Annotated in this window: 17 protein-coding genes; 14 read left to right on the forward strand and 3 right to left on the reverse strand. The window is 40.4% G+C overall.

The window, feature by feature from the left end:
• The first annotated feature begins 4 nt into the window (after positions 1-4).
• The 6 genes from LXM54_RS04085 (at position 5) to LXM54_RS04110 (ending at position 7904) form a co-directional block, all read left to right on the forward strand.
• Positions 5-1654, forward strand: a complete 1650-nt coding sequence (locus LXM54_RS04085) for an alkyl sulfatase dimerization domain-containing protein (protein ID WP_233313810.1) — start codon at positions 5-7, stop codon at positions 1652-1654.
• A 143-nt stretch (positions 1655-1797) separates the two neighbouring features.
• Complete coding sequence (locus tag LXM54_RS04090) at positions 1798-3567, forward strand: helix-turn-helix domain-containing protein (RefSeq protein ID WP_233313811.1); 1770 nt, start codon at positions 1798-1800, stop codon at positions 3565-3567.
• 152 nt (positions 3568-3719) lie between these two features.
• The gene (locus tag LXM54_RS04095) at positions 3720-5024 is read left to right on the forward strand and encodes a Zn-dependent hydrolase (protein ID WP_233313812.1); all 1305 of its coding nucleotides are present in this window, start codon (positions 3720-3722) and stop codon (positions 5022-5024) included.
• A gap of 15 nt (positions 5025-5039) precedes the next feature.
• Entirely contained in the window at positions 5040-6248 is a 1209-nt protein-coding gene (locus LXM54_RS04100; protein ID WP_233313813.1) for a M20 family metallopeptidase, read from the forward strand.
• Positions 6241-6435, forward strand: a complete 195-nt coding sequence (locus LXM54_RS04105; protein WP_233313814.1) for a DUF3311 domain-containing protein — start codon at positions 6241-6243, stop codon at positions 6433-6435. The genes LXM54_RS04100 and LXM54_RS04105 overlap by 8 nt, the downstream gene beginning before the upstream one ends.
• On the forward strand, positions 6432-7904 hold the full coding sequence (locus LXM54_RS04110) for a sodium:solute symporter family protein (protein WP_233313815.1): 1473 nt from the start codon (positions 6432-6434) through the stop codon (positions 7902-7904). The genes LXM54_RS04105 and LXM54_RS04110 overlap by 4 nt, the downstream gene beginning before the upstream one ends.
• A gap of 62 nt (positions 7905-7966) precedes the next feature.
• Here the strand turns inward: LXM54_RS04110 and LXM54_RS04115 are convergent, their stop codons facing one another.
• Positions 7967-8470, reverse strand: coding sequence for a spore coat protein (locus LXM54_RS04115; RefSeq protein WP_325169545.1), 504 nt, complete (start codon positions 8468-8470; stop codon positions 7967-7969).
• 79 nt (positions 8471-8549) lie between these two features.
• Positions 8550-8861, reverse strand: a complete 312-nt coding sequence (locus LXM54_RS04120; RefSeq protein WP_233313817.1) for a hypothetical protein — start codon at positions 8859-8861, stop codon at positions 8550-8552.
• Positions 8862-9059: 198 nt separating this feature from the next.
• Here LXM54_RS04120 and solA point away from each other — a divergent pair, with 198 nt between their 5' ends.
• Both solA and LXM54_RS04130 read left to right on the forward strand, forming a co-directional pair.
• The gene (gene solA, locus LXM54_RS04125; RefSeq protein ID WP_233313818.1) at positions 9060-10193 is read left to right on the forward strand and encodes an N-methyl-L-tryptophan oxidase; all 1134 of its coding nucleotides are present in this window, start codon (positions 9060-9062) and stop codon (positions 10191-10193) included.
• A 131-nt stretch (positions 10194-10324) separates the two neighbouring features.
• Positions 10325-10945, forward strand: a complete 621-nt coding sequence (locus tag LXM54_RS04130) for a nitroreductase family protein (RefSeq protein ID WP_233313819.1) — start codon at positions 10325-10327, stop codon at positions 10943-10945.
• 6 nt (positions 10946-10951) lie between these two features.
• Here LXM54_RS04130 and LXM54_RS04135 read toward each other — a convergent pair whose 3' ends face one another.
• Positions 10952-11446, reverse strand: a complete 495-nt coding sequence (locus tag LXM54_RS04135) for a L,D-transpeptidase family protein (protein ID WP_233313820.1) — start codon at positions 11444-11446, stop codon at positions 10952-10954.
• Between the two features lie 175 nt (positions 11447-11621).
• Here LXM54_RS04135 and LXM54_RS04140 point away from each other — a divergent pair, with 175 nt between their 5' ends.
• The 6 genes from LXM54_RS04140 to LXM54_RS04165 all read left to right on the forward strand — a co-directional run bounded on the left by LXM54_RS04140 (position 11622) and on the right by LXM54_RS04165 (position 18678).
• Complete coding sequence (locus LXM54_RS04140; RefSeq protein ID WP_233313821.1) at positions 11622-11930, forward strand: hypothetical protein; 309 nt, start codon at positions 11622-11624, stop codon at positions 11928-11930.
• Positions 11931-12038: 108 nt separating this feature from the next.
• Positions 12039-12386: a hypothetical protein gene (locus LXM54_RS04145; protein ID WP_233313822.1), complete on the forward strand. Its 348-nt coding sequence runs from the start codon at positions 12039-12041 to the stop codon at positions 12384-12386.
• A gap of 91 nt (positions 12387-12477) precedes the next feature.
• Positions 12478-12891, forward strand: coding sequence for a CoA-binding protein (locus LXM54_RS04150; RefSeq protein WP_233313823.1), 414 nt, complete (start codon positions 12478-12480; stop codon positions 12889-12891).
• A 511-nt stretch (positions 12892-13402) separates the two neighbouring features.
• The gene (gene parE, locus LXM54_RS04155; protein ID WP_233313824.1) at positions 13403-15382 is read left to right on the forward strand and encodes a DNA topoisomerase IV subunit B; all 1980 of its coding nucleotides are present in this window, start codon (positions 13403-13405) and stop codon (positions 15380-15382) included.
• Positions 15379-17814, forward strand: a complete 2436-nt coding sequence (gene parC, locus LXM54_RS04160; RefSeq protein ID WP_233313825.1) for a DNA topoisomerase IV subunit A — start codon at positions 15379-15381, stop codon at positions 17812-17814. The genes parE and parC overlap by 4 nt, the downstream gene beginning before the upstream one ends.
• A gap of 111 nt (positions 17815-17925) precedes the next feature.
• The gene (locus LXM54_RS04165; protein ID WP_233313826.1) at positions 17926-18678 is read left to right on the forward strand and encodes a hypothetical protein; all 753 of its coding nucleotides are present in this window, start codon (positions 17926-17928) and stop codon (positions 18676-18678) included.
• The last annotated feature ends 101 nt before the right edge of the window (positions 18679-18779 follow it).

Raw genomic sequence — 18779 nt, forward strand, 5'->3', positions numbered from 1 at the left:
TAAGATGAAATATAGTGTAAGCAAGGATGAGAAAGAACTAGCATTAATGTATTTGCAGGAACATACAAAACGGTTTACGAAAAGAGTGGAAAAGGTTACTGAAAATATTTATTGCGCAGTTGGATATGGACTGGCGAATTCGACTTTAATTGTAACAGATGCAGGAAATATTATTGTTGATACAACCGAAGGAATAGAAACGGCTGCCGAAGTAAAAAAAGAGTTTGATAAAATATCGCCATTGCCAACCATAGCTGTTATTTATACACATGGTCATCCTGATCATATTAACGGAGCTTCCGTTTTTGCAGACGATAAAACAGAAATTTATGCCAACAAGCTTACGCTCGATTTTATTCAAACACAGTATAACCAGTTAAATAGTATACTTGAAATAAGGGGGGCAAGACAATTTGGCGTTTTTCTTCAGCCGGAGCATTATCCATACAGTGGTTTAGGACCTGCTTTAAAACTAAGCGGCACAAAAAAAATAATGGTGCCAACCACAGTGTTTGAAGATGCGGTGAAATTGCAGTTTGGCTCCACTGTTATACAGCTAGTTTCCGTTCCTGGTGAAACAGAAGACCAAATCTTTATTTGGCTACCAGAGGAAAAGGTATTGCTTGGTGCGGATAACTACTATCCAGCTTTTCCGAATCTGTATACGATCAGAGGAACAAGCCCACGGCCAGTACTGCAATGGGTATACTCTCTCGATAAAATGCGCGCGCTGCAAGCCGAATACTTAGTGCTTGGTCATACTGAACCTGTATATGGCAAAGAAAAAATCGCTGAATTATTAACGATTTACCGAGATGGGATTCAATATATTCATGACAGCACGGTACGCGGGATGAATGCAGGAAAAACGGTTGATGAATTAGTGGAGGAAATTTCTTTGCCAGAATCTCTAGCTTCATACGAAGAACTGCGTGAGCTGTATGGCAGCATATCCCAATCCGTTCGCGCGATTTACAGCGGTTATTTAGGATGGTTTGACGGCAATGCTTCTAATTTGGAACAATTAAGTTCCCGTGCTTTTGCCCAAAAAATGGCGGATCTTGCCGGAGGAAATAACAGGCTGCTGAAGGAAGCAACAAATGCTGTTGAAAATGGTGAATTTCAGTGGGCAGCACAATTAGCGGACATGCTGCTGTCTTTATTGCCTGAAAATGATCAAGCGTTGCAAGTTAAGATTCGTGCGTTAACAGAGCTTGGACTAAGATCTTATAACTCGAATAATCGCTCTTATTATCTATCTCAAGCGAAAGAGCTGCAAAACGGTGTGCCATTTTTAAACAATCGAAGCAACCACTCCGCTTATGCTTATGCTGAAAAAATGCCCATTCGCGCGTTCTTTCAGCAAATGACGATTTTTCTACAGCCTGAAAAATGCGAGCATCGAGCGCTTTCCCTAAGCCTTACCATTACAGACGATCAGAAGCAGCATATTTTAGTCATCCGCAATGGCATTATCGATATTCAGGAAGGATGTTTAACAAACCCGGATATAACGGTAGCAACAAGTTCATCTATTTGGAAGGAGATTATATTAGGTATTCTAAATCCAAATGATGCGGCAAATAATGCAGGTTTTCAGCTTACTGGGGATGCAGTATCCTTTAGTCAGTTTGTTGGCTTCTTTCAAAAATAATTAGTTTGTAAAAAACCGTCTTGGCAGATAAAAGGCGGTTTTTACTTTAACAGCATATTGTAAGAAAACCTATATGTATTTTAAAATAATAGAAGGAACTAGTGCTTTACAAAGTTAGCGCTATGGTTGGAGGATACATCATCATGAATAAAGACAAACAATTACTGAGCTTAATAAATGCTGCGCAAGTCTTAACATCTACATTAGATTTGGACAAGGTGCTCCAGCAGCTGATTAAAGAAACGTTAAATGTAATAGATGGTGCAGATGCTATATTGCTGTTTGTATATGATAAACGGACAGGCAGGCTTATAGCCAAAAATGGTGTCGGAGTTGAACTAGCATACTTGCAGGAAATTAAACTTCATCCTGGGGAAGGCATGACAGGCAAAACATTCTTGAGCAAAAAAGGACAAATATTCAGTCATGTAAAAGAAACAGAGAGAGGGATGGAGAATATTAGAGGTGATAATAAAAGTCTGTTTCAAAAGGCTGTTGGCGCACTCCGCTATCATCCTGTCAGTACCATTTGTGCTCCCCTTTTATCTAAAGAGGAATGTATTGGTGTATTGACGATTGACAGTTTTTCTGAAAACGTGCATTTCACAAACCATCATCTTCTCCTGCTCGAAACATTCGCCGCTCAGGCCAGTATTGCGATTGAAAATGCAAAATTTTTTGCTGATACAGAGCGATCGAAGAAAATTCATGCTGAATTGGCTACCGCTTCGATCAACCAAAAAGGTCTAGAAGAAATTACAGGCACGCTCACACAGCTTATTAAAGAAGAGGTTTGTGTTTATAATGAGTTTTTTGAGATTATTTCTTCTTCCTCGACACAGGCTGAGGCAATGGGGACGGCTAAAAGAAACGTGATTATGACTGTTTATAATGATGAGGTGCAAAATGAGGGGAGTTTATATTGTAAAGAAGAGAGAATAAAGCTGATTCCCATTAAAACAGATGCCAGAATTGTTATTGGCATTCTGGCAATCTTTAACGTCGAACGAGCTTCTCTTGATACACTAGACTTGCTTGCTATTGACCTTGCCAATAATATTTTCGCGCGGGAAATTATCGGCCAGGAAAGATTGCTCTCTGATTATTATAAATATGAGGGGTACTTATTAGATCAGCTTTTAAGTCAGAAGCTGGATTCATTTTCCGGACCGCAAAAAAGCATTGTCGGCCTGTCTGACAACTATCGATATATATGCATTAATATCCAAATTCCTAATCAGCTCCTTGAGTTTGAGGAATTAAATCGAAAGAAGCAGCATTTTCATCGCTTATTGTTTCGGGAAATCAAAAAGCTGCCCTACAAAGTATTAGTTTCGGAAAAGAACATGGAATATGATGTGTTAGTTATGATTCATGACCGAAAAAAAGAAGAGGAAATAACAGAACTGTTTAGCCTATTCTTTAATGGGTTAAAGGATAAACTTGTTGAAAGTATATCCTTTGACTTCCATGTCGGCATCGGCAGGCTATTCTTAAAAATTAAGGAGATTCAAAGCTCCTACAGAGAAGCAAAGATTTGTTCCGACTATATTAAAACGAACAGTAAGGATTTACTAGTGCTTTCCTATAAATCGCTTGGCATCTATCGCTTGTTTATTAAACAGGAGCCAGAAGAGATTCGTGAATATGTAAAAAGCACGATTGGTCCGCTAATTGATTATGATAAAACAAATGGAACTGACTTGTTGTCTACATTAGCGGTATATATGGAGAATAAACAAAATATGACGTTAACAGCGAAGCAGTGCTTTGTGCATTTAAATACGATTAAGTACAGACTGCAAAACGTGAAAGAGATTTTAGGCATACACCTTGAAGGCAAGGAAATGTTTGAACTGCAGCTTGCTATTTATTTGTTTGACTATTTAAAGAAAGGCATCGGCAAACACTAGTCTAAAAGTTGTAAAAATTCGCTATTTTTTAAGATGCATTATCTAAAGCAGACAAAAAGCTTACGATTAATTTGTCTGCTTTAGATATATTAATAATTGTCGAACTATTCTACAATTTCTAAATAATGATACATATTATGAGGGGGTACAGCATGGATACAACAGCAGCAAGCAGGCTGGACGAGCTTCTGTTATCTGACTATGATCACACACTTGATCATGGGGGCATATCAGGTAAAAGAATAGCGCAAAGGCTGTATGAATTATCAAAGATTGGTTTGACAGACGAAAACGGTTCTTACCGAATCGGTTTCTCTGCAGAGGAAAAGTTAGCAAAACAGCTTGTTGCTAACTGGATGACAGAGGCAGGTTTATCTGTCAAACAAGACGAAGCTGGCAATATCATCGGCAGATTGGCAGGTAATGACGAGGAGCTTCCAGCAATTCTATCTGGTTCCCATGTTGACAGTGTTCCAAACGGGGGGCATTTTGATGGGCCGTTAGGTGTTCTTGCGGCGTTAGAGGTAGTGGAAGCATGGCGGGAAACTGGGTTCAAACCGACTCATCCATACGAAGTGATTATCTTCTCAGATGAAGAGGGAGCAAGATTTAATGGCGGTCTGACTGGAAGCAGAGCAATGACTGGTGACATAGATGTTGAAAATCAACTCAGCTTAGTTGACAGCGAGGGAGCCAATTTTCAAACAGTTATTGAAAATAACGGCTTGTCACTTGATACATTCTTTCAAGCAAAACGGGACTTATCTAGAATCAAAGCATATGTGGAGGTCCATATTGAGCAAGGAAAACGGCTCGAAAAAGAGAATCTTCCAGTCGGAATTGTTTCGGGAATAGCAGGTCCAAGCTGGCTGAAAATCACTTTATCAGGAGAAGCCGGCCATGCAGGAAACACTCCGATGGATGACAGAAAGGATGCGTTAGTAGCAGCAGGTGAACTTCTTGCGGCAATTCCTGCCTTGCCTAAAATGGTAAGCTCCACCGCGGTTGCGACAGTCGGGAAGCTGCATGTTCATCCGAATGGAGTCAATGTTATTCCCGGCAGAGTTGAGTTGTTTGTTGATATTCGTGACATTTATGAAGACAAAGTAGATGCGCTTGTTGCTCTTACAATTGAAAAAGCTGCAGCTATTTCCGAAAGCTATGGAATCAAGACTACGTTTGAACAAACATTGAAAGTTTCACCGATGCTCGTACAAGATGACATAAAAGAACTGCTTGAGCAATCACTGCAAAAAATGGCCATTAAGCCGTACTTTTTACCAAGCGGTGCTGGTCATGATGCGATGGTTCTAGGAAGGCATGTACCATCTGCGATGATTTTTGCTCGCAGCAGAAAAGGGATTAGCCATAATCCCGAGGAATGGACAACGCTTAGTGATTGTGTTCAATCTGTGCATGTATTGAAAAACATGATTGAAAGCCTGGATGAAAACTAAAAGGAGTGATACATAATGGAAGCAACAAAATCTTTTATACAAGCAAGCATAGATGCAGTGAAGGAAGAGGTTGTCACATGGCGCCGCCATCTTCACCAATATCCAGAATTAAGCTTTGAAGAGGAAAAAACGTCTCAATATATATATGACCAATTAAAATCATTTGGCAATATTGAACTAACCCGCCCGACAAAAACCAGTGTAGTTGGCCGAATTATCGGAGCTCTACCTGGCAAAGTTATTGCCATTCGCGCTGATATGGATGCACTTCCGATACAAGAAGAAAACGAAAGTGAATATGCTTCCCAAAATCCTGGCGTGATGCATGCTTGCGGTCATGATGGACATACAGCCATGCTTTTAGGTGCAGCAAAGGTATTATCCTCCCTTAAAAGCCATATCGAAGGAGAAATCCGTTTGTTATTCCAGCATGCAGAAGAATTGTTCCCAGGTGGAGCAGAGGAAATGGTCCAAGCAGGAGTAATGGACGGGGTTGATACAGTAATTGGCGCCCATTTGTGGTCCCCACTTGAAATCGGCAAAATCGGAATCGTTTATGGACCGATGATGGCATCACCTGATACCTTCTATCTTAATGTCAACGGCAAAGGAGGACATGCTGCTCTTCCTCATCAAACAGTTGATTCGATTGCGATTGCTTCTCAAGTGGTCACAAACCTGCAGCATATCGTTTCACGAAACACAGATCCTCTTGATAATCTCGTTTTGTCTGTGACAAAGTTCGTCGGAGGCACAACGCATAATGTAATTCCAGGTTCTGTTGAGATATGCGGAACAGTTCGCAGCTTTGATCCAGACTTGCGCAAGGAAGTTCCAAAGCTAATGGAAAGAGTCATCAAAGGTATTACAGACGCACATGGAGCGACTTACGACTTTAAATATGAGTTCGGCTACAGACCTGTCATCAATGATGCCCGCGTTACAGAGGTGTTAGAAGCAACAGTGTTAGAAGTGTATGGCAACGATGCGATCGACAGAATGAAGCCAAATATGGGCGGAGAAGATTTTTCTGCATTCCAGCAAGTAGCAGAAGGATCATTCTTCTATATAGGTGCCGGAAATCCGCAAAAAGGGGCTGACTTTCCTCATCACCATGCCCGCTTTGAAATCGATGAAGACTCCCTTGAAAAGGGCGTAAACTTATTTGTTTACAGTGCATTAAAGCTGTTAGAAGCAGCAGAAGGAAGGGAAGCAAATGATTAAAGTATTGGCGCTGATTCCGTTCGTTTTCATGCTGGGCGGAGCCTATGTATTCAATCAAGTGACACCATACGTACTAGGAATGCCATTTCTGCTGTTTTGGTGTGTATTATGGACAGTCCTGACATCTGTCATTATGGCAATTATCTATAAAATCGATCCAAAAAATAAAGAAGGTGAAACAGAATGAATGCTGCATTAGTAATTATTTTTGCTACGATGCTACTATCTATCTTTTTAGGTATTCGGGCAAAAAAAGGAAAAGACATGGATTTAGAACAATGGTCTGTAGGAGGAAGAGGATTCGGTTCCGTTTTAGTATTCGTGCTGATGGCAGGGGAAATTTATACAACCTTCACCTTCCTTGGAGGAAGCGGCTGGGCATATAGTAAAGGCGGCCCAACCTATTATATTATTTCATACGGTGCTCTTGCTTATATTATGTCATACTTTTTGCTGCCGAAAATCTGGCGCTACGCAAAAGACAACAAGCTTGTGTCTCAATCAGACTTTTTCGTCAGCAAATACAACAGCCCGTATTTAGGAATTCTTGTTTCGCTTGTAGGGTTTGTTGCGATGATTCCTTATTTTGTTCTGCAGCTGAAAGGGCTTGGAATTATTGTATCAGAGGCTTCTTATGGCCATATTTCACCAACTGTGGCGATTTGGATCGGCATTATCGTTGTAACCGTCTATGTAATGGTCTCAGGTATTCACGGCTCTGCGTGGACTGCTGTTGCGAAGGATATTCTTATTCTTGTTGTGGTCTTATTTTTGGGAATTTATCTTCCGCACCATTATTATGGCGGGATTCAGCCAATGTTTGAAGCAATTGACACAGCGAAGGCAGGCTTTTTATCATTGCCTGATTCAGGACAAAGCTCTTCTTGGTTTGTAACAACTGTTTTACTTACAGCATTAGGCTTTTATATGTGGCCGCATACATTCGGTTCCATTTATTCCTCTCAAGGAGAGAAAGCCTTCCGAAAAAATGCTATTTTCATGCCATTATATCAATTAGTCCTTTTATTCGTATTCTTCGTAGGCTTTGCAGCGATTCTGCAAGTGCCAACATTAACTGGAGCAGATACGGATTTAGCACTGCTTCGTTTGTCTATCCAGACATTTGATCCATGGGTGGTAGGAATTATCGGTGCGGCAGGTATTTTGACTGCTCTTGTTCCTGGCTCGATGATTCTAATGGCAGCAGCAACCTTGCTTGCGAAAAACGTTTATAAAGTGTTACGACCAAGTGCAACAGACAAGCAAGTCACAAGCATGGCCCGTTATCTTGTACCTGTTGTGGCGCTCATTTCCGTAATCGTTACATTTAATGGCGGCGGAACGCTTGTTGCTTTGCTGTTAATGGGATACAGCCTTGTAACACAATTGTTTCCGACCCTATTGTTCAGCTTAATGAAACATAATTTTGTTACGAAACAAGGAGCGTTTGCTGGTATTATCGCAGGTGTTGCCACGGTTACTTATGTGACAGTTTCAGGCACGACTGTCGGAACATTGTTCCCATTTTTGCCGCAAGCAATTAAGGACTTCAACGTTGGTATTATTGCCTTGATTATTAACTTAGTTGTCCTTACGGTTGTATCATTGGCAACAAGACCAGTGGCAGTATTAAAAACGAAATCTAATCAAGCATAATAAAAGACCCCTCTTATCCTAATAAGAGGGGTGTTTACTGTTTTCACATCTAAAACGAATGACTATTTACTAAGCGCTTTTTTGGCAAGATTAACGTCATTTTGCAGCAGACTCTTTAAATCATAAGCTGGGTAATACCCCTTTTTATACATATATTGGAATACTTCCTCGTGTGAATCAATCGCTTTGTTTATATGTGTTTTTAACACCTTTCTTAATTCAGGTGTAGCTGTTTCAGTAATGGCAACCGCATAATTTTTGACACTTGATTTAAATAGACCAAGCAAATCTCCTGCCAGAAAAGGTGTTAATGCTTGATTGCGCAAGTCCTCTTCCTCGTCTTCCTCTCTCGGTGCTAACGGATAGAATTCAAGCAAGTCTTTTATTTTAGCTGTTAAACCTTCAATAGCCTTTGTGTACAGCCTTTTTAGTTCTGGGTCTGTCACCGTTGGAAGTGCGAGTTTCAATTTCATTGATGCTACTGATTGTGATGCTGTTAATTCATGTATTTCTAATGTTTCATGCCATGCTAAATGCTGCGGACGTTCGTTATGTTCCATTCTCATGATCCTCCTTAAATGACGCTTCCTCTTTTTTTAGTGTCAGATAGAAAAAAGAGGAGATCACTCACCTCTTTTATCGTGACTATCTTTGTGGATATTGCTTATGCCAGTCATCCCAATGACCTTGTGGATGATGGTAGCCTTTTTTCCATGAATCTTGCGGGTAGTATGGCTTATGCCAATCTTGGTGGGGTTTATGCCATCCGTATGGATAATCGTCATGAAAACCTTGATGATACCCTCCAGGATATTGATGATAACCGCCGTATGGATAGCCTTGTTGCTGCCAGCCACCAAACGGATAGTTCTGCTGACCTTGCTGCCAGCCGCCGTATGGATAGCTTTGTTGACCTTGCCCCCAAGGGAAATTAGGTTGATATGGTCCAAATTGCATGTAATCACCTTCCGTTGCGAGTTTTCTGTATAGGGTATGTCGGCTTGCTGTTAATGAGCTTATCTACTTTTTTTAAGAAGAAGCCCAATTATTAACTCTTATTAGAAAATTTTTATTTTTCAAGCTGTGCAACAATGGTATGATTGGCTATATAAAAAAAGAGAGTTAACGTTTAGGGGAAGAGAAGGAGGAAATATTTTGACAAAATATGATGCGATTATCATCGGTGCCGGTTCCATGGGGATGGCAGCAGGCTATTATTTAGCGGAACAAGGAAAAAAGACATTGTTAATTGATGCCTATGACCCTCCTCATGCACATGGAAGCCACCATGGCGAAACAAGAATTATCCGTCATGCATACGGGGAAGGTGCTGAGTATGTTCCTTTGGCGTTAAAAGCACAGGAGCTTTGGGGCGAGCTTGAAGAGGTATCAGGCAAGCAGCTGTTTTTGCAGACAGGTGTATTAAATGTCGGCAAAGCAGATTCACCATTTATGAAAAACATAATATATAGCGCGAAAACATATAACCTGCCAGTGGAAGTGCTGCAAGCAAGTGAAGTAATGGAGCGGTGGTCTGGCATTAAGCTACCGGCTGATTATATCGGCTGCTTTGAAAAATCGTCAGGAGTGCTTAAAAGCGAGACTTGTATAGAAGCATATAAAGAGCAGGCTATTAAAAAGGGAGCAGATCTTCTTACATATACAGAAGTACTAGAATTGCAGATGGATAATGGGAAGGCAATCGTAAAAACGGCAACCAATAACTATTATGGAGACGCTCTTATCATTTGCGGCGGCGCATCAGCAGGCAAGCTGTTAGCTACTCTAGGTTTAACGCTGCCATTAAAACCGACAAGGAAGACGTTTGCTTGGTTCCATGCTGATGAAACCATTTATTCTAGTGAAAACTTTCCGGCCTTTTCCTTTGAAACGGAAAAAGGCATGTATTATGGCTTTCCAAGCATCGAACAAGCTGGTTTGAAAATAGGCAGACATGACGGCGGCGGTGTTGAAATACAACCAGGCCAGTCAATCAGCCCATTTGGTGAGCTTGCCGAGGATGAGGGAGATGTAGGGCAGTTTCTTTCCACTTATATGCCATTAACAGATGAGCTGAAGTTTGGCAAAACTTGCACATATACATTGACACCTGATGAAGACTTTATAATTGATCTTCATCCTGATTACGCCAATGTCGCCATTGCGGCAGGTTTTTCAGGCCATGGCTTTAAATTCAGCAGTGTGGTCGGGAAAATTTTAAGTGACTTAGCAACAAAGGGGAAGACAGAATATAATATCTCACCTTTTTCTATTAAACGCTTCTCATAAAAAAAGCTGCCTCTAATGGCAGTTTTTTTATTGGCAAAACAGGAAGTAAAAAGCTTTACAAAGGACTTTATTTAATATACCTTTAATTCAAGATATATTAAATAAAGATAAAATCGAAGGAGAAACAAATCATGGCTGAATTTTTAGATCTAGTTAAATCACGACGCTCTGCGAGCAACTTTTTGGAAGGAAACCCGATTTCAACAGAAGAGTTAAATAGTATTTTTGAAACGGTTAAGCTAGCACCATCTGCTTTTAATTTACAGCATACAAGGTATATTGCCGTTATAGATGATGAGAAAAAAGCTGAAATAAGAAATGCCGCAAGCGGTCAATACAAAGTAAAAAGCGCTGCTGCTGTTATATTGGTAGTTGGGAACAAACTTGCTTATAAACAAGCACCAGAAATCTATGAAGGTCTGCAGATGCTCGGAATTGTAAACAAGCAGGAATATGACCATTTAGTTCAGGATACAACTTCCTTTTATGAAGACAGAGGTGACACCTTCCAAAAAGAAGAAGCAATTCGTAATGCTTCACTTTCTGCCATGCTGTTTATGCTCGCAGCAAAGAATCAAGGCTGGGACACTTGCCCGATGATTGGATTTGATGACAAGTTGGTTCGTGAAATACTGCAGATTCCCGATCAGGAAGAGGTGGTGCTGATGATTACCATTGGCAAGGAGAAAACAGACAGCAGACAGCCGCGCGGATACCGAAAGCCAGTCCGTGAATTTGTAGACTATATTTAATAAGGTTTATGGATGAATGGCTACAGCTGTGCCAATAGGAGCAATGCTTGCTAATTCCTCCACATCCTTGTTTTGCATTCTAATACATCCTCTTGATACAGCTTTGCCAATGGAGCTAGGATCATTTGTACCATGGATACCATAATGCTCTTTAGAAAGACTCATCCACATTGTACCGAATGGACCTCCAGGATTCGGCGCTTTATTGATGATAACAAAATTGCCTACAGGTGTGCTAAACAGCATTCTGCCTACTGCAATCGGATACTGCTTTTGCAAAACACCGCCTCTAAACAAGCGCAATATTTTATTACCTATCGAAACATCTATTCGATAAGGAATACTCTCAGGGGACGGTAAGCCGGGTATGATGATTATTTGTCCGGGGAAGATGCTGTTTGGCTGGATTGTTGGGTTTGCTGTTAATATACTGGCTAATGGAATGCGATAGTCTTTTGAGATTTGGGTTAAAGTCTCCCCGGGCTTAACAATATGGTTCATCAATTTGCCTCCGTTTTTACGTCTTTTAAGGTACTATATGACTATCGTCAGGAAAAAATATATAGTCCCATGAAAAAAGCCAAGTTAACAAACGGCAATTTAGGCATTTGCCTATATCACTAAAAAAGAAGTTTGCATACTTTATGGGTGACATAAAAAAAGGAGAGTTGCCTATATGTACCCTTATGTAAATTACGCTTATCCACAAACTCAATATGATTACCAATACCCGCAAGGATATTACGAAGATCCGAACAGACAAATCCAGCTGTCACAGCTTTTTCAACAGCCACAGTGGAGACAGTTTGAGCGGAGGCTTAATCAGTTAGAAAGACGGATTGAAGCTCAGGATCGCCGTATTGATCAGCTGGAACGGAGAATAAATCAGCTAGAGCGGGAGAATAACCAGCAGCAAAGAGATATTGACCAGCTTGAGCGCAGTTTGCAAAGAGTTAATCAGCGCTTAAATGCATTGGAAAGATAAATATAACTAAGGAGCACAGCAGTTGCTCCTTAGTTATTGATTAGAATTTTTTTTGCTGTTTAGGGAATGTTAATATATCATAATTGACTTTTTGGAGGTAATTTAAAAATGACCGTTTATGTATATCAAACATTTTCACTCAAGCAAGATAAATTCAAAGAAGGATTGGAAAATTTGCGTGAGCTGAAAAAGTTTAGTAATGAAAATTACTCACACAAAGTAGAAATATTGACGCCTATCTCAGGCAATGATCATACATATGCCCTTTTAACGGAGTACGAAGGATTGGCTGAAATGGAATTGCAAGGCAAAAAGATGAATGAGGATGAAGACTATCAAAAGCTGATTGGTGAGTTCTTTTTGCAAAATATAGAACAAAACAGCATGCATACGCAAATCTACAGAGCAATGCCTGAAAAGAAGGAAAAAAAGGACAAGGATAAGGAATCAGAGTAAGCAAAGCCTAGTTCATATTAGTTGCATCAACAGATACACGTCCACTAGTATAAAAGTAGAAATAAAGGTTAATTAAAGGAGGAACAATACTATGGCAATCGAAAACCCAAGCAGGGAAGAAATCGGCAAACTATTAAAAAAGGCAAAAAAAATCGCAGTTGTCGGTTTAAGTGACAATCCAGAAAGAACTTCTTATATGATTGCAGAAGCCATGATGAAAGCAGGCTATAGCATCATCCCCGTCAATCCTACAGTAGATGAAGTTTTAGGAATGAAAGCATATAAAAGCCTGACAGATATTAAAGAACATGTTGATATTGTCAATGTATTTAGAAGATCTGAATTTCTTCCAGAAGTTGCGGCGGAATTTGAAAAAATCGATGCTGATGTTTTTTGGGCACAGCAAGGACTTGTTCATGAAGAAACTTTTCACTCTTTAAAAGAAAAAGGCTATACGGTTATCATGGACCGCTGTATTAAAGTAGAACATGCTCTAACGAAATAACTATAAAATATGGATGCAATAAGGTAACTTGACCCTCATAAGAAGCGGTCTTAAAAGCACCTTATTTGCATCCGTTTTTTTATTTTCTCCCTGCGCTATTATGAGGATAGCCCGTCAGAGAAACGGTAGTTAGCGTTTTTTTTATAAGAAATATGTGTTAACATAATTAAGATGCTTAAACGAAACCTATTAAAAAAAGCTTTTCTCTTTTAGCTTTCTTGGTTTAATATTGAATTTAATCGATTATTTTGTGAGTAACTCGATATATCAATATGCTTGTAGAAAAAATGCTGCTATTATATGATAAGAACAAACGTTCTAATTTTAGTGTTTTTTTATCAAATGCATAAAATAGTGTGCTTCGTCCACTATAGATGGCAAAAAGATAAAGAAAAAATAATCCTGCAAACAAAGAGGATAAATGAAATTATAGACGAATACATAAACAATTGTTCGACATGCTACATAAAAAGATAATATGTCGTGTTTTTGAGGTGAAAGGGGTATGTCTGTGGCGAAAAATCAACAACCATTTGACTATAACGATGATGCCATACAGGTGCTGGAAGGACTGGAAGCTGTAAGAAAGCGTCCCGGTATGTATATAGGCAGCACAGATTCAAGAGGGTTGCATCATCTTGTATATGAAATAGTAGATAATGCTGTCGATGAAGCATTAGCCGGATTCGGTGAAGAAATCATTGTAAAAATCCATAAAGATAATTCTATCAGTGTACAGGATAAAGGAAGAGGACTTCCGACAGGGATGCACAAAATCGGCAAGCCGACACCTGAAGTAATCTTTACGATCCTGCACGCAGGCGGAAAGTTCGGACAAGGCGGATACAAGACGAGCGGCGGTCTGCATGGTGTAGGTGCGTCAGTTGTCAACGCCTTGAGCGAGTGGGTTGTCGTTAAAATAAAAAGAGACGGTTTTATCTATGAACAGCGTTTTGAAGATGGAGGAAAGCCAGTTACTACGCTTGAAAAGCTAGGCAAAACAAATCAAACTGGCACGACTATTCACTTTAAGCCGGATCCTTCCATCTTCTCTACAACTACTTATAATTTTGAAACGCTTTCAGAGAGGCTGAGAGAGTCAGCCTTTTTATTAAAAGGACTTAAAATCGAATTAATAGATGAGCGCAATGATGTCCATGCTGTCTTTCATTATGACAACGGAATTGAAGCTTTCGTTGAGTACTTGAATGAAGAGAAGGATACTCTGCACCCGGTTGTTAGCCTAGAAGGGGAAAGCAACGGGATTGAAGTAGAATTCGCTTTCCAATTTAATGACGGCTATTCAGAAAATGTTCTCTCCTTCGTTAACAACGTCCGCACAAAGGACGGCGGAACACATGAAGCGGGCAGCAAGACAGCAATGACGAGAATGTTTAATGAATATGCCCGCAAGGTCGGCCTGCTTAAGGATAAAGATAAGAACTTAGACGGATCAGACATACGAGAAGGTTTGTCTGCGATTGTTTCTGTCCGCGTACCGGAAAGCCTTCTGCAATTTGAAGGACAAACGAAAGGCAAGCTTGGTACAAGTGAAGCAAGAAGCGCTGTCGATGCAGTCGTTTCCGAGCATATTTCCTACTTCTTTGAGGAAAATCCTGATACGAGCACACTGCTAATCAAAAAAGCGATTAAAGCATACCAAGCAAGGGAAGCGGCGCGAAAGGCTCGGGAAGAGGCCAGAAGCGGCAAAAAAAGAAAGCGCGGCGAAACAGTGCTATCAGGCAAGCTGACACCGGCACAGTCAAAAAACCCGCAGAAAAACGAATTGTATCTAGTTGAAGGTGATTCTGCAGGCGGCTCTGCTAAACAAGGAAGAGACAGACGCTTCCAGGCCGTTCTGCCATTAAGAGGTAAGGTTATCAACACAGAAAAAGCAAAGCTGTCTGATATCTTTAAGAATGAAGAAATCAACACTATTATTCATGCGGTTGGAGCAGGTGTCGGAGCGGATTTCAATATCGATGATTCCAATTATGACAAAGTTATCATCATGACAGATGCTGATACGGATGGCGCGCATATTCAAGTGCTGCTGCTCACATTCTTCTATCGTTATATGAAGCCGCTTGTGGAAGCAGGAAAAGTGTATATCGCACTACCGCCGTTATACAAGGTAAGCAAAGGCTCAGGAAAAAAAGAGGTTATTGAGTATTCATGGAGCGACGATGACCTGCAGGACGCTATCAAAAAGGTCGGTAAGGGCTATGTGCTACAGCGTTATAAAGGATTAGGCGAGATGAATGCAGATCAGCTTTGGGATACAACGATGAATCCTGAAACAAGAACATTAATCCGTGTTAAGATCGATGATATCGCACGAGCGGAACGCCGCATCACAACACTGATGGGTGATAAGGTAGAACCTAGACGGAAATGGATTGAGTCAAATGTTGCGTTCGGACTCGAAGAGGAAGGCAATATATTAGAAAATGAAAATATTGTGGTTGCAGAGGAGGGGGATGAATCATGAGTTCAAGTTCAACGGAACAATTTCGTGATTTGCCTTTAGAGGACGTTCTCGGTGATCGCTTTGGACGTTATAGTAAATACATCATTCAAGAGCGGGCGCTGCCAGATGCCCGCGACGGCTTGAAGCCGGTTCAGCGTCGGATTTTATATGCGATGCATGTTGATGGTAATGTTCATGACAAGAACTTCAGAAAATCTGCGAAGACAGTCGGTAACGTTATCGGTAACTACCATCCTCACGGAGACAGCTCTGTGTACGAAGCGATGGTGCGGATGAGCCAGGAATGGAAGGTCAGAAATCTGCTAATTGAAATGCACGGTAATAACGGAAGTATTGATGGTGACCCTCCTGCGGCAATGCGTTATACAGAAGCAAGACTTTCTGCAATATCATCAGAACTGCTGAAGGATATTGATAAAAAAACGGTCGATTTCATTCCGAACTTTGATGACACATCAACAGAACCGACTGTTCTGCCGGCAAAGTTCCCGAACTTGCTTGTGAACGGTTCAACAGGGATTTCGGCTGGTTATGCAACAGACATTCCACCCCATCACTTAGGTGAGGTGATTGATGGTGTTATCGAAAGAATGGATAACCCAAAAGCAACCGTAGAAGATATCATGAAGCATATCAAGGGCCCTGATTTCCCAACAGGGGGCATTATTCAAGGGGTAGACGGTATTAAAAAAGCCTACGAAACAGGCAAAGGCAAAATTATTGTCAGAGGCAAAGCGGATATTGAAGATATTCGCGGCGGGAGACAGCAAATTGTCGTAACAGAAATACCTTATGAAATAAATAAAAGCAATCTAGTGAAGAAAATGGATGAAATCAGGCTTGATCGAAAAGTCGAAGGGATTTCTGAGGTCCGTGATGAAACAGACCGGACAGGCTTGCGCATTGTCATAGAGCTGAAGAAAGATGCAGACGCTTCTGGTATTCTCCATTATTTATACAAGAATACAGATCTGCAAATTACTTACAGCTTCAATATGGTTGCCATTCATAATAAACGTCCGAAGCTGATGGGCATTATTGAGCTATTGGATGCTTATATTGAGCATCAGAAGGATGTTGTGACAAAAAGGTCGCAATATGATCTGCAAAAAGCGAAAGAAAGACAGCATATCGTTGATGGTCTGATAAAGGCACTGTCTATTTTAGATGAAGTTATCTCCACAATCCGTGCGTCTAAGGATAAACGAGATGCGAAGGATAATTTAATTGCATCCTTCCAATTCTCTGAAGCTCAAGCGGAAGCGATTGTGTCCTTGCAGCTATACAGACTTACAAATACGGATATCACGGCGCTTACTGCAGAAGCAGAAGAACTCGCGAAGAAAATCGAAGAATGGACAGCGATTCTTTCCAGTGAGAAAAAACTTCTTGCTGTTATCAAAAAAGAGCTGAAAGATGTTAAAAAACGCTTTATTTCTGACAGAAGAACGGCGATTCAGGCTGAAATTGAGGAAATCAAAATCAACCTCGAAGTTCTTGTCGGCAGTGAGGATGTTATCGTAACAGTAACAAAAGAAGGCTATGTGAAGCGGACTAGCCAGCGCTCCTATGCGGCAAGTAATGGTCAGGACTTCGGCATGAAGGATTCAGACCGTATCTTAGCTAAATTGGATGTTAATACAACTGAAGTTGTATTGCTGTTTACGAATAAAGGAAATTATTTATATTGCCCAGTCCATGAGCTCCCAGATATCCGCTGGAAGGATCTTGGACAGCATATTTCTAACATTATTCCAATCGATAGAAATGAAAGCATTATTCATGCAATACCAGTTAAGAGCTTTGAGGAAGGCAAGTATTTGCTGTTCTTCACGAAAAATGGCATGGCGAAAAAGACCGAATTGACAAGCTATAAAGCACAGCGCTACAGCAAGCCTCTTGTTGCACTAAATCTGAAAGGGGAAGACGAGGTAGTCGATGTCGTAGTGACAGACGGCAATAAAGGTGTTATCATCGCCACTCATTTCGGCTATGCACTTCGCTTCCATGAAGAAGAAGTCAATATTGTCGGAGCAAGGGCAGCTGGTGTGAAAGGCATAAGCTTAAAAGAAGATGACTATGTTGTCTCCGGTCAAATCATTACGGATGAAGCCAATGAATCGGTTGTTATTATGACACAGCGTGGTTCTGTGAAGAAAATGAAGTTAGCAGAATTTGAGAATGGCGGTAGAGCGAAACGCGGCGTTGTGATGCTGAGAGAGCTTAAAGCTAATCCACATCGCATTGTCAGCATGTTTATTGCAGGTAAAGCAGATACCGTTCATCTGCAAACAGAAAAAGGACTAGTCGAAGAAGTGCAGGTGGAATCAATCCGATTCAATGACCGTTATTCAAACGGATCATTTGTCATTGATGAATCTGATGCAGGCAAAGTTATATTAGCTTGGTTAACAAAACCGGTAGAATCTTAAAAAGATAATCCTTCACCAAAATGGTGAAGGATTTTTTTCTTCCTCCTTTACATCTTTTTTCCATTATTGGAGATGATATTTACTAACAGGATTACGCCAGGAGGGATTAAATTGAGAAAAGAACTATTGTTCGCCTTCACCGCATTTTTTTTCATGTCACTAAGTGCGATCACAGGGGCCTACGCATTGGAAAATGAAGAGCAGGAAAAGAATGTGCTTCAAGAACAAAAAGACATAAATGGTGATGGAAAACAGGAAACTATTGGCTTAAACGGAATTCTTTCAGAGGAAGAGAATGAATTTTATACAAGACTAACGATTCAAATAACTGACAGCAAGGAGCAAAAGTCAGTACAGGAGGTAGATGGCGGATTCAACCCACAGTTAGAACTGATCGATTTGGATGGTGATGGAACGGATGAAATGTTCTTAACACTAGCTGAAAATGAACGAGGCAGCAAAAAGAGATTTGCGATTTATGATTACGACGGCACGAAGATAAAGGAAGCTTCCATTCCAGAATTACCTGTGATGACAAGCAGCTTTAAAGAAGATTATAAAGCAGAGCTAGTGATTGAAGGGATAAAAACCTATAATTTTGATTTATATGAGCGAAAAAATACATATGAACAATTAGGCTTATATCAAAATGGGCATTTGAATGAGTCTACAGAGCTGATTATCAGTCCGTTCTCCCAATTAAAGCCTTCGAGCTATAAACAAAAATTAACACTAGAAGGCAAGCAAATGATTAGCGGCATAGCACCTGTCGATAAAATAGCATATTTGGAGACAGTGTGGACGAACAAAGATAACACTTGGAAATTAGAAAAAATAAAAGTAAAAGAAATCAGCAAAAAATAACAGAGAACTGTTCATCCGAAAAGGGAGGGTGGATGAACAGTTTTTTATACGCAAAAAATAATCTTTCGAAACCCAAACTAATTTTTATGATAGTATATTAT

The sequence above is a fragment of the Bacillus sp. Au-Bac7 genome, from assembly GCF_021341655.1.
Taxonomy (GTDB): domain Bacteria; phylum Bacillota; class Bacilli; order Bacillales; family Cytobacillaceae; genus Niallia.

Coding starts and splice junctions, on each gene's coding strand:
- parC (WP_233313825.1), top strand. CDS start 15,379: ATGAGTTCAAGTTCAACGGAACAATTTCGTGATTTGCCTTTAGAGGAC.
- LXM54_RS04105 (WP_233313814.1), top strand. CDS start 6,241: ATGATTAAAGTATTGGCGCTGATTCCGTTCGTTTTCATGCTGGGCGGA.
- LXM54_RS04110 (WP_233313815.1), top strand. CDS start 6,432: ATGAATGCTGCATTAGTAATTATTTTTGCTACGATGCTACTATCTATC.
- LXM54_RS04100 (WP_233313813.1), top strand. CDS start 5,040: ATGGAAGCAACAAAATCTTTTATACAAGCAAGCATAGATGCAGTGAAG.
- LXM54_RS04140 (WP_233313821.1), top strand. CDS start 11,622: ATGTACCCTTATGTAAATTACGCTTATCCACAAACTCAATATGATTAC.
- LXM54_RS04090 (WP_233313811.1), top strand. CDS start 1,798: ATGAATAAAGACAAACAATTACTGAGCTTAATAAATGCTGCGCAAGTC.
- LXM54_RS04150 (WP_233313823.1), top strand. CDS start 12,478: ATGGCAATCGAAAACCCAAGCAGGGAAGAAATCGGCAAACTATTAAAA.
- LXM54_RS04095 (WP_233313812.1), top strand. CDS start 3,720: ATGGATACAACAGCAGCAAGCAGGCTGGACGAGCTTCTGTTATCTGAC.
- LXM54_RS04120 (WP_233313817.1), bottom strand. CDS start 8,861: ATGCAATTTGGACCATATCAACCTAATTTCCCTTGGGGGCAAGGTCAA.
- LXM54_RS04115 (WP_325169545.1), bottom strand. CDS start 8,470: ATGAGAATGGAACATAACGAACGTCCGCAGCATTTAGCATGGCATGAA.
- LXM54_RS04145 (WP_233313822.1), top strand. CDS start 12,039: ATGACCGTTTATGTATATCAAACATTTTCACTCAAGCAAGATAAATTC.
- LXM54_RS04135 (WP_233313820.1), bottom strand. CDS start 11,446: ATGAACCATATTGTTAAGCCCGGGGAGACTTTAACCCAAATCTCAAAA.
- LXM54_RS04130 (WP_233313819.1), top strand. CDS start 10,325: ATGGCTGAATTTTTAGATCTAGTTAAATCACGACGCTCTGCGAGCAAC.
- LXM54_RS04085 (WP_233313810.1), top strand. CDS start 5: ATGAAATATAGTGTAAGCAAGGATGAGAAAGAACTAGCATTAATGTAT.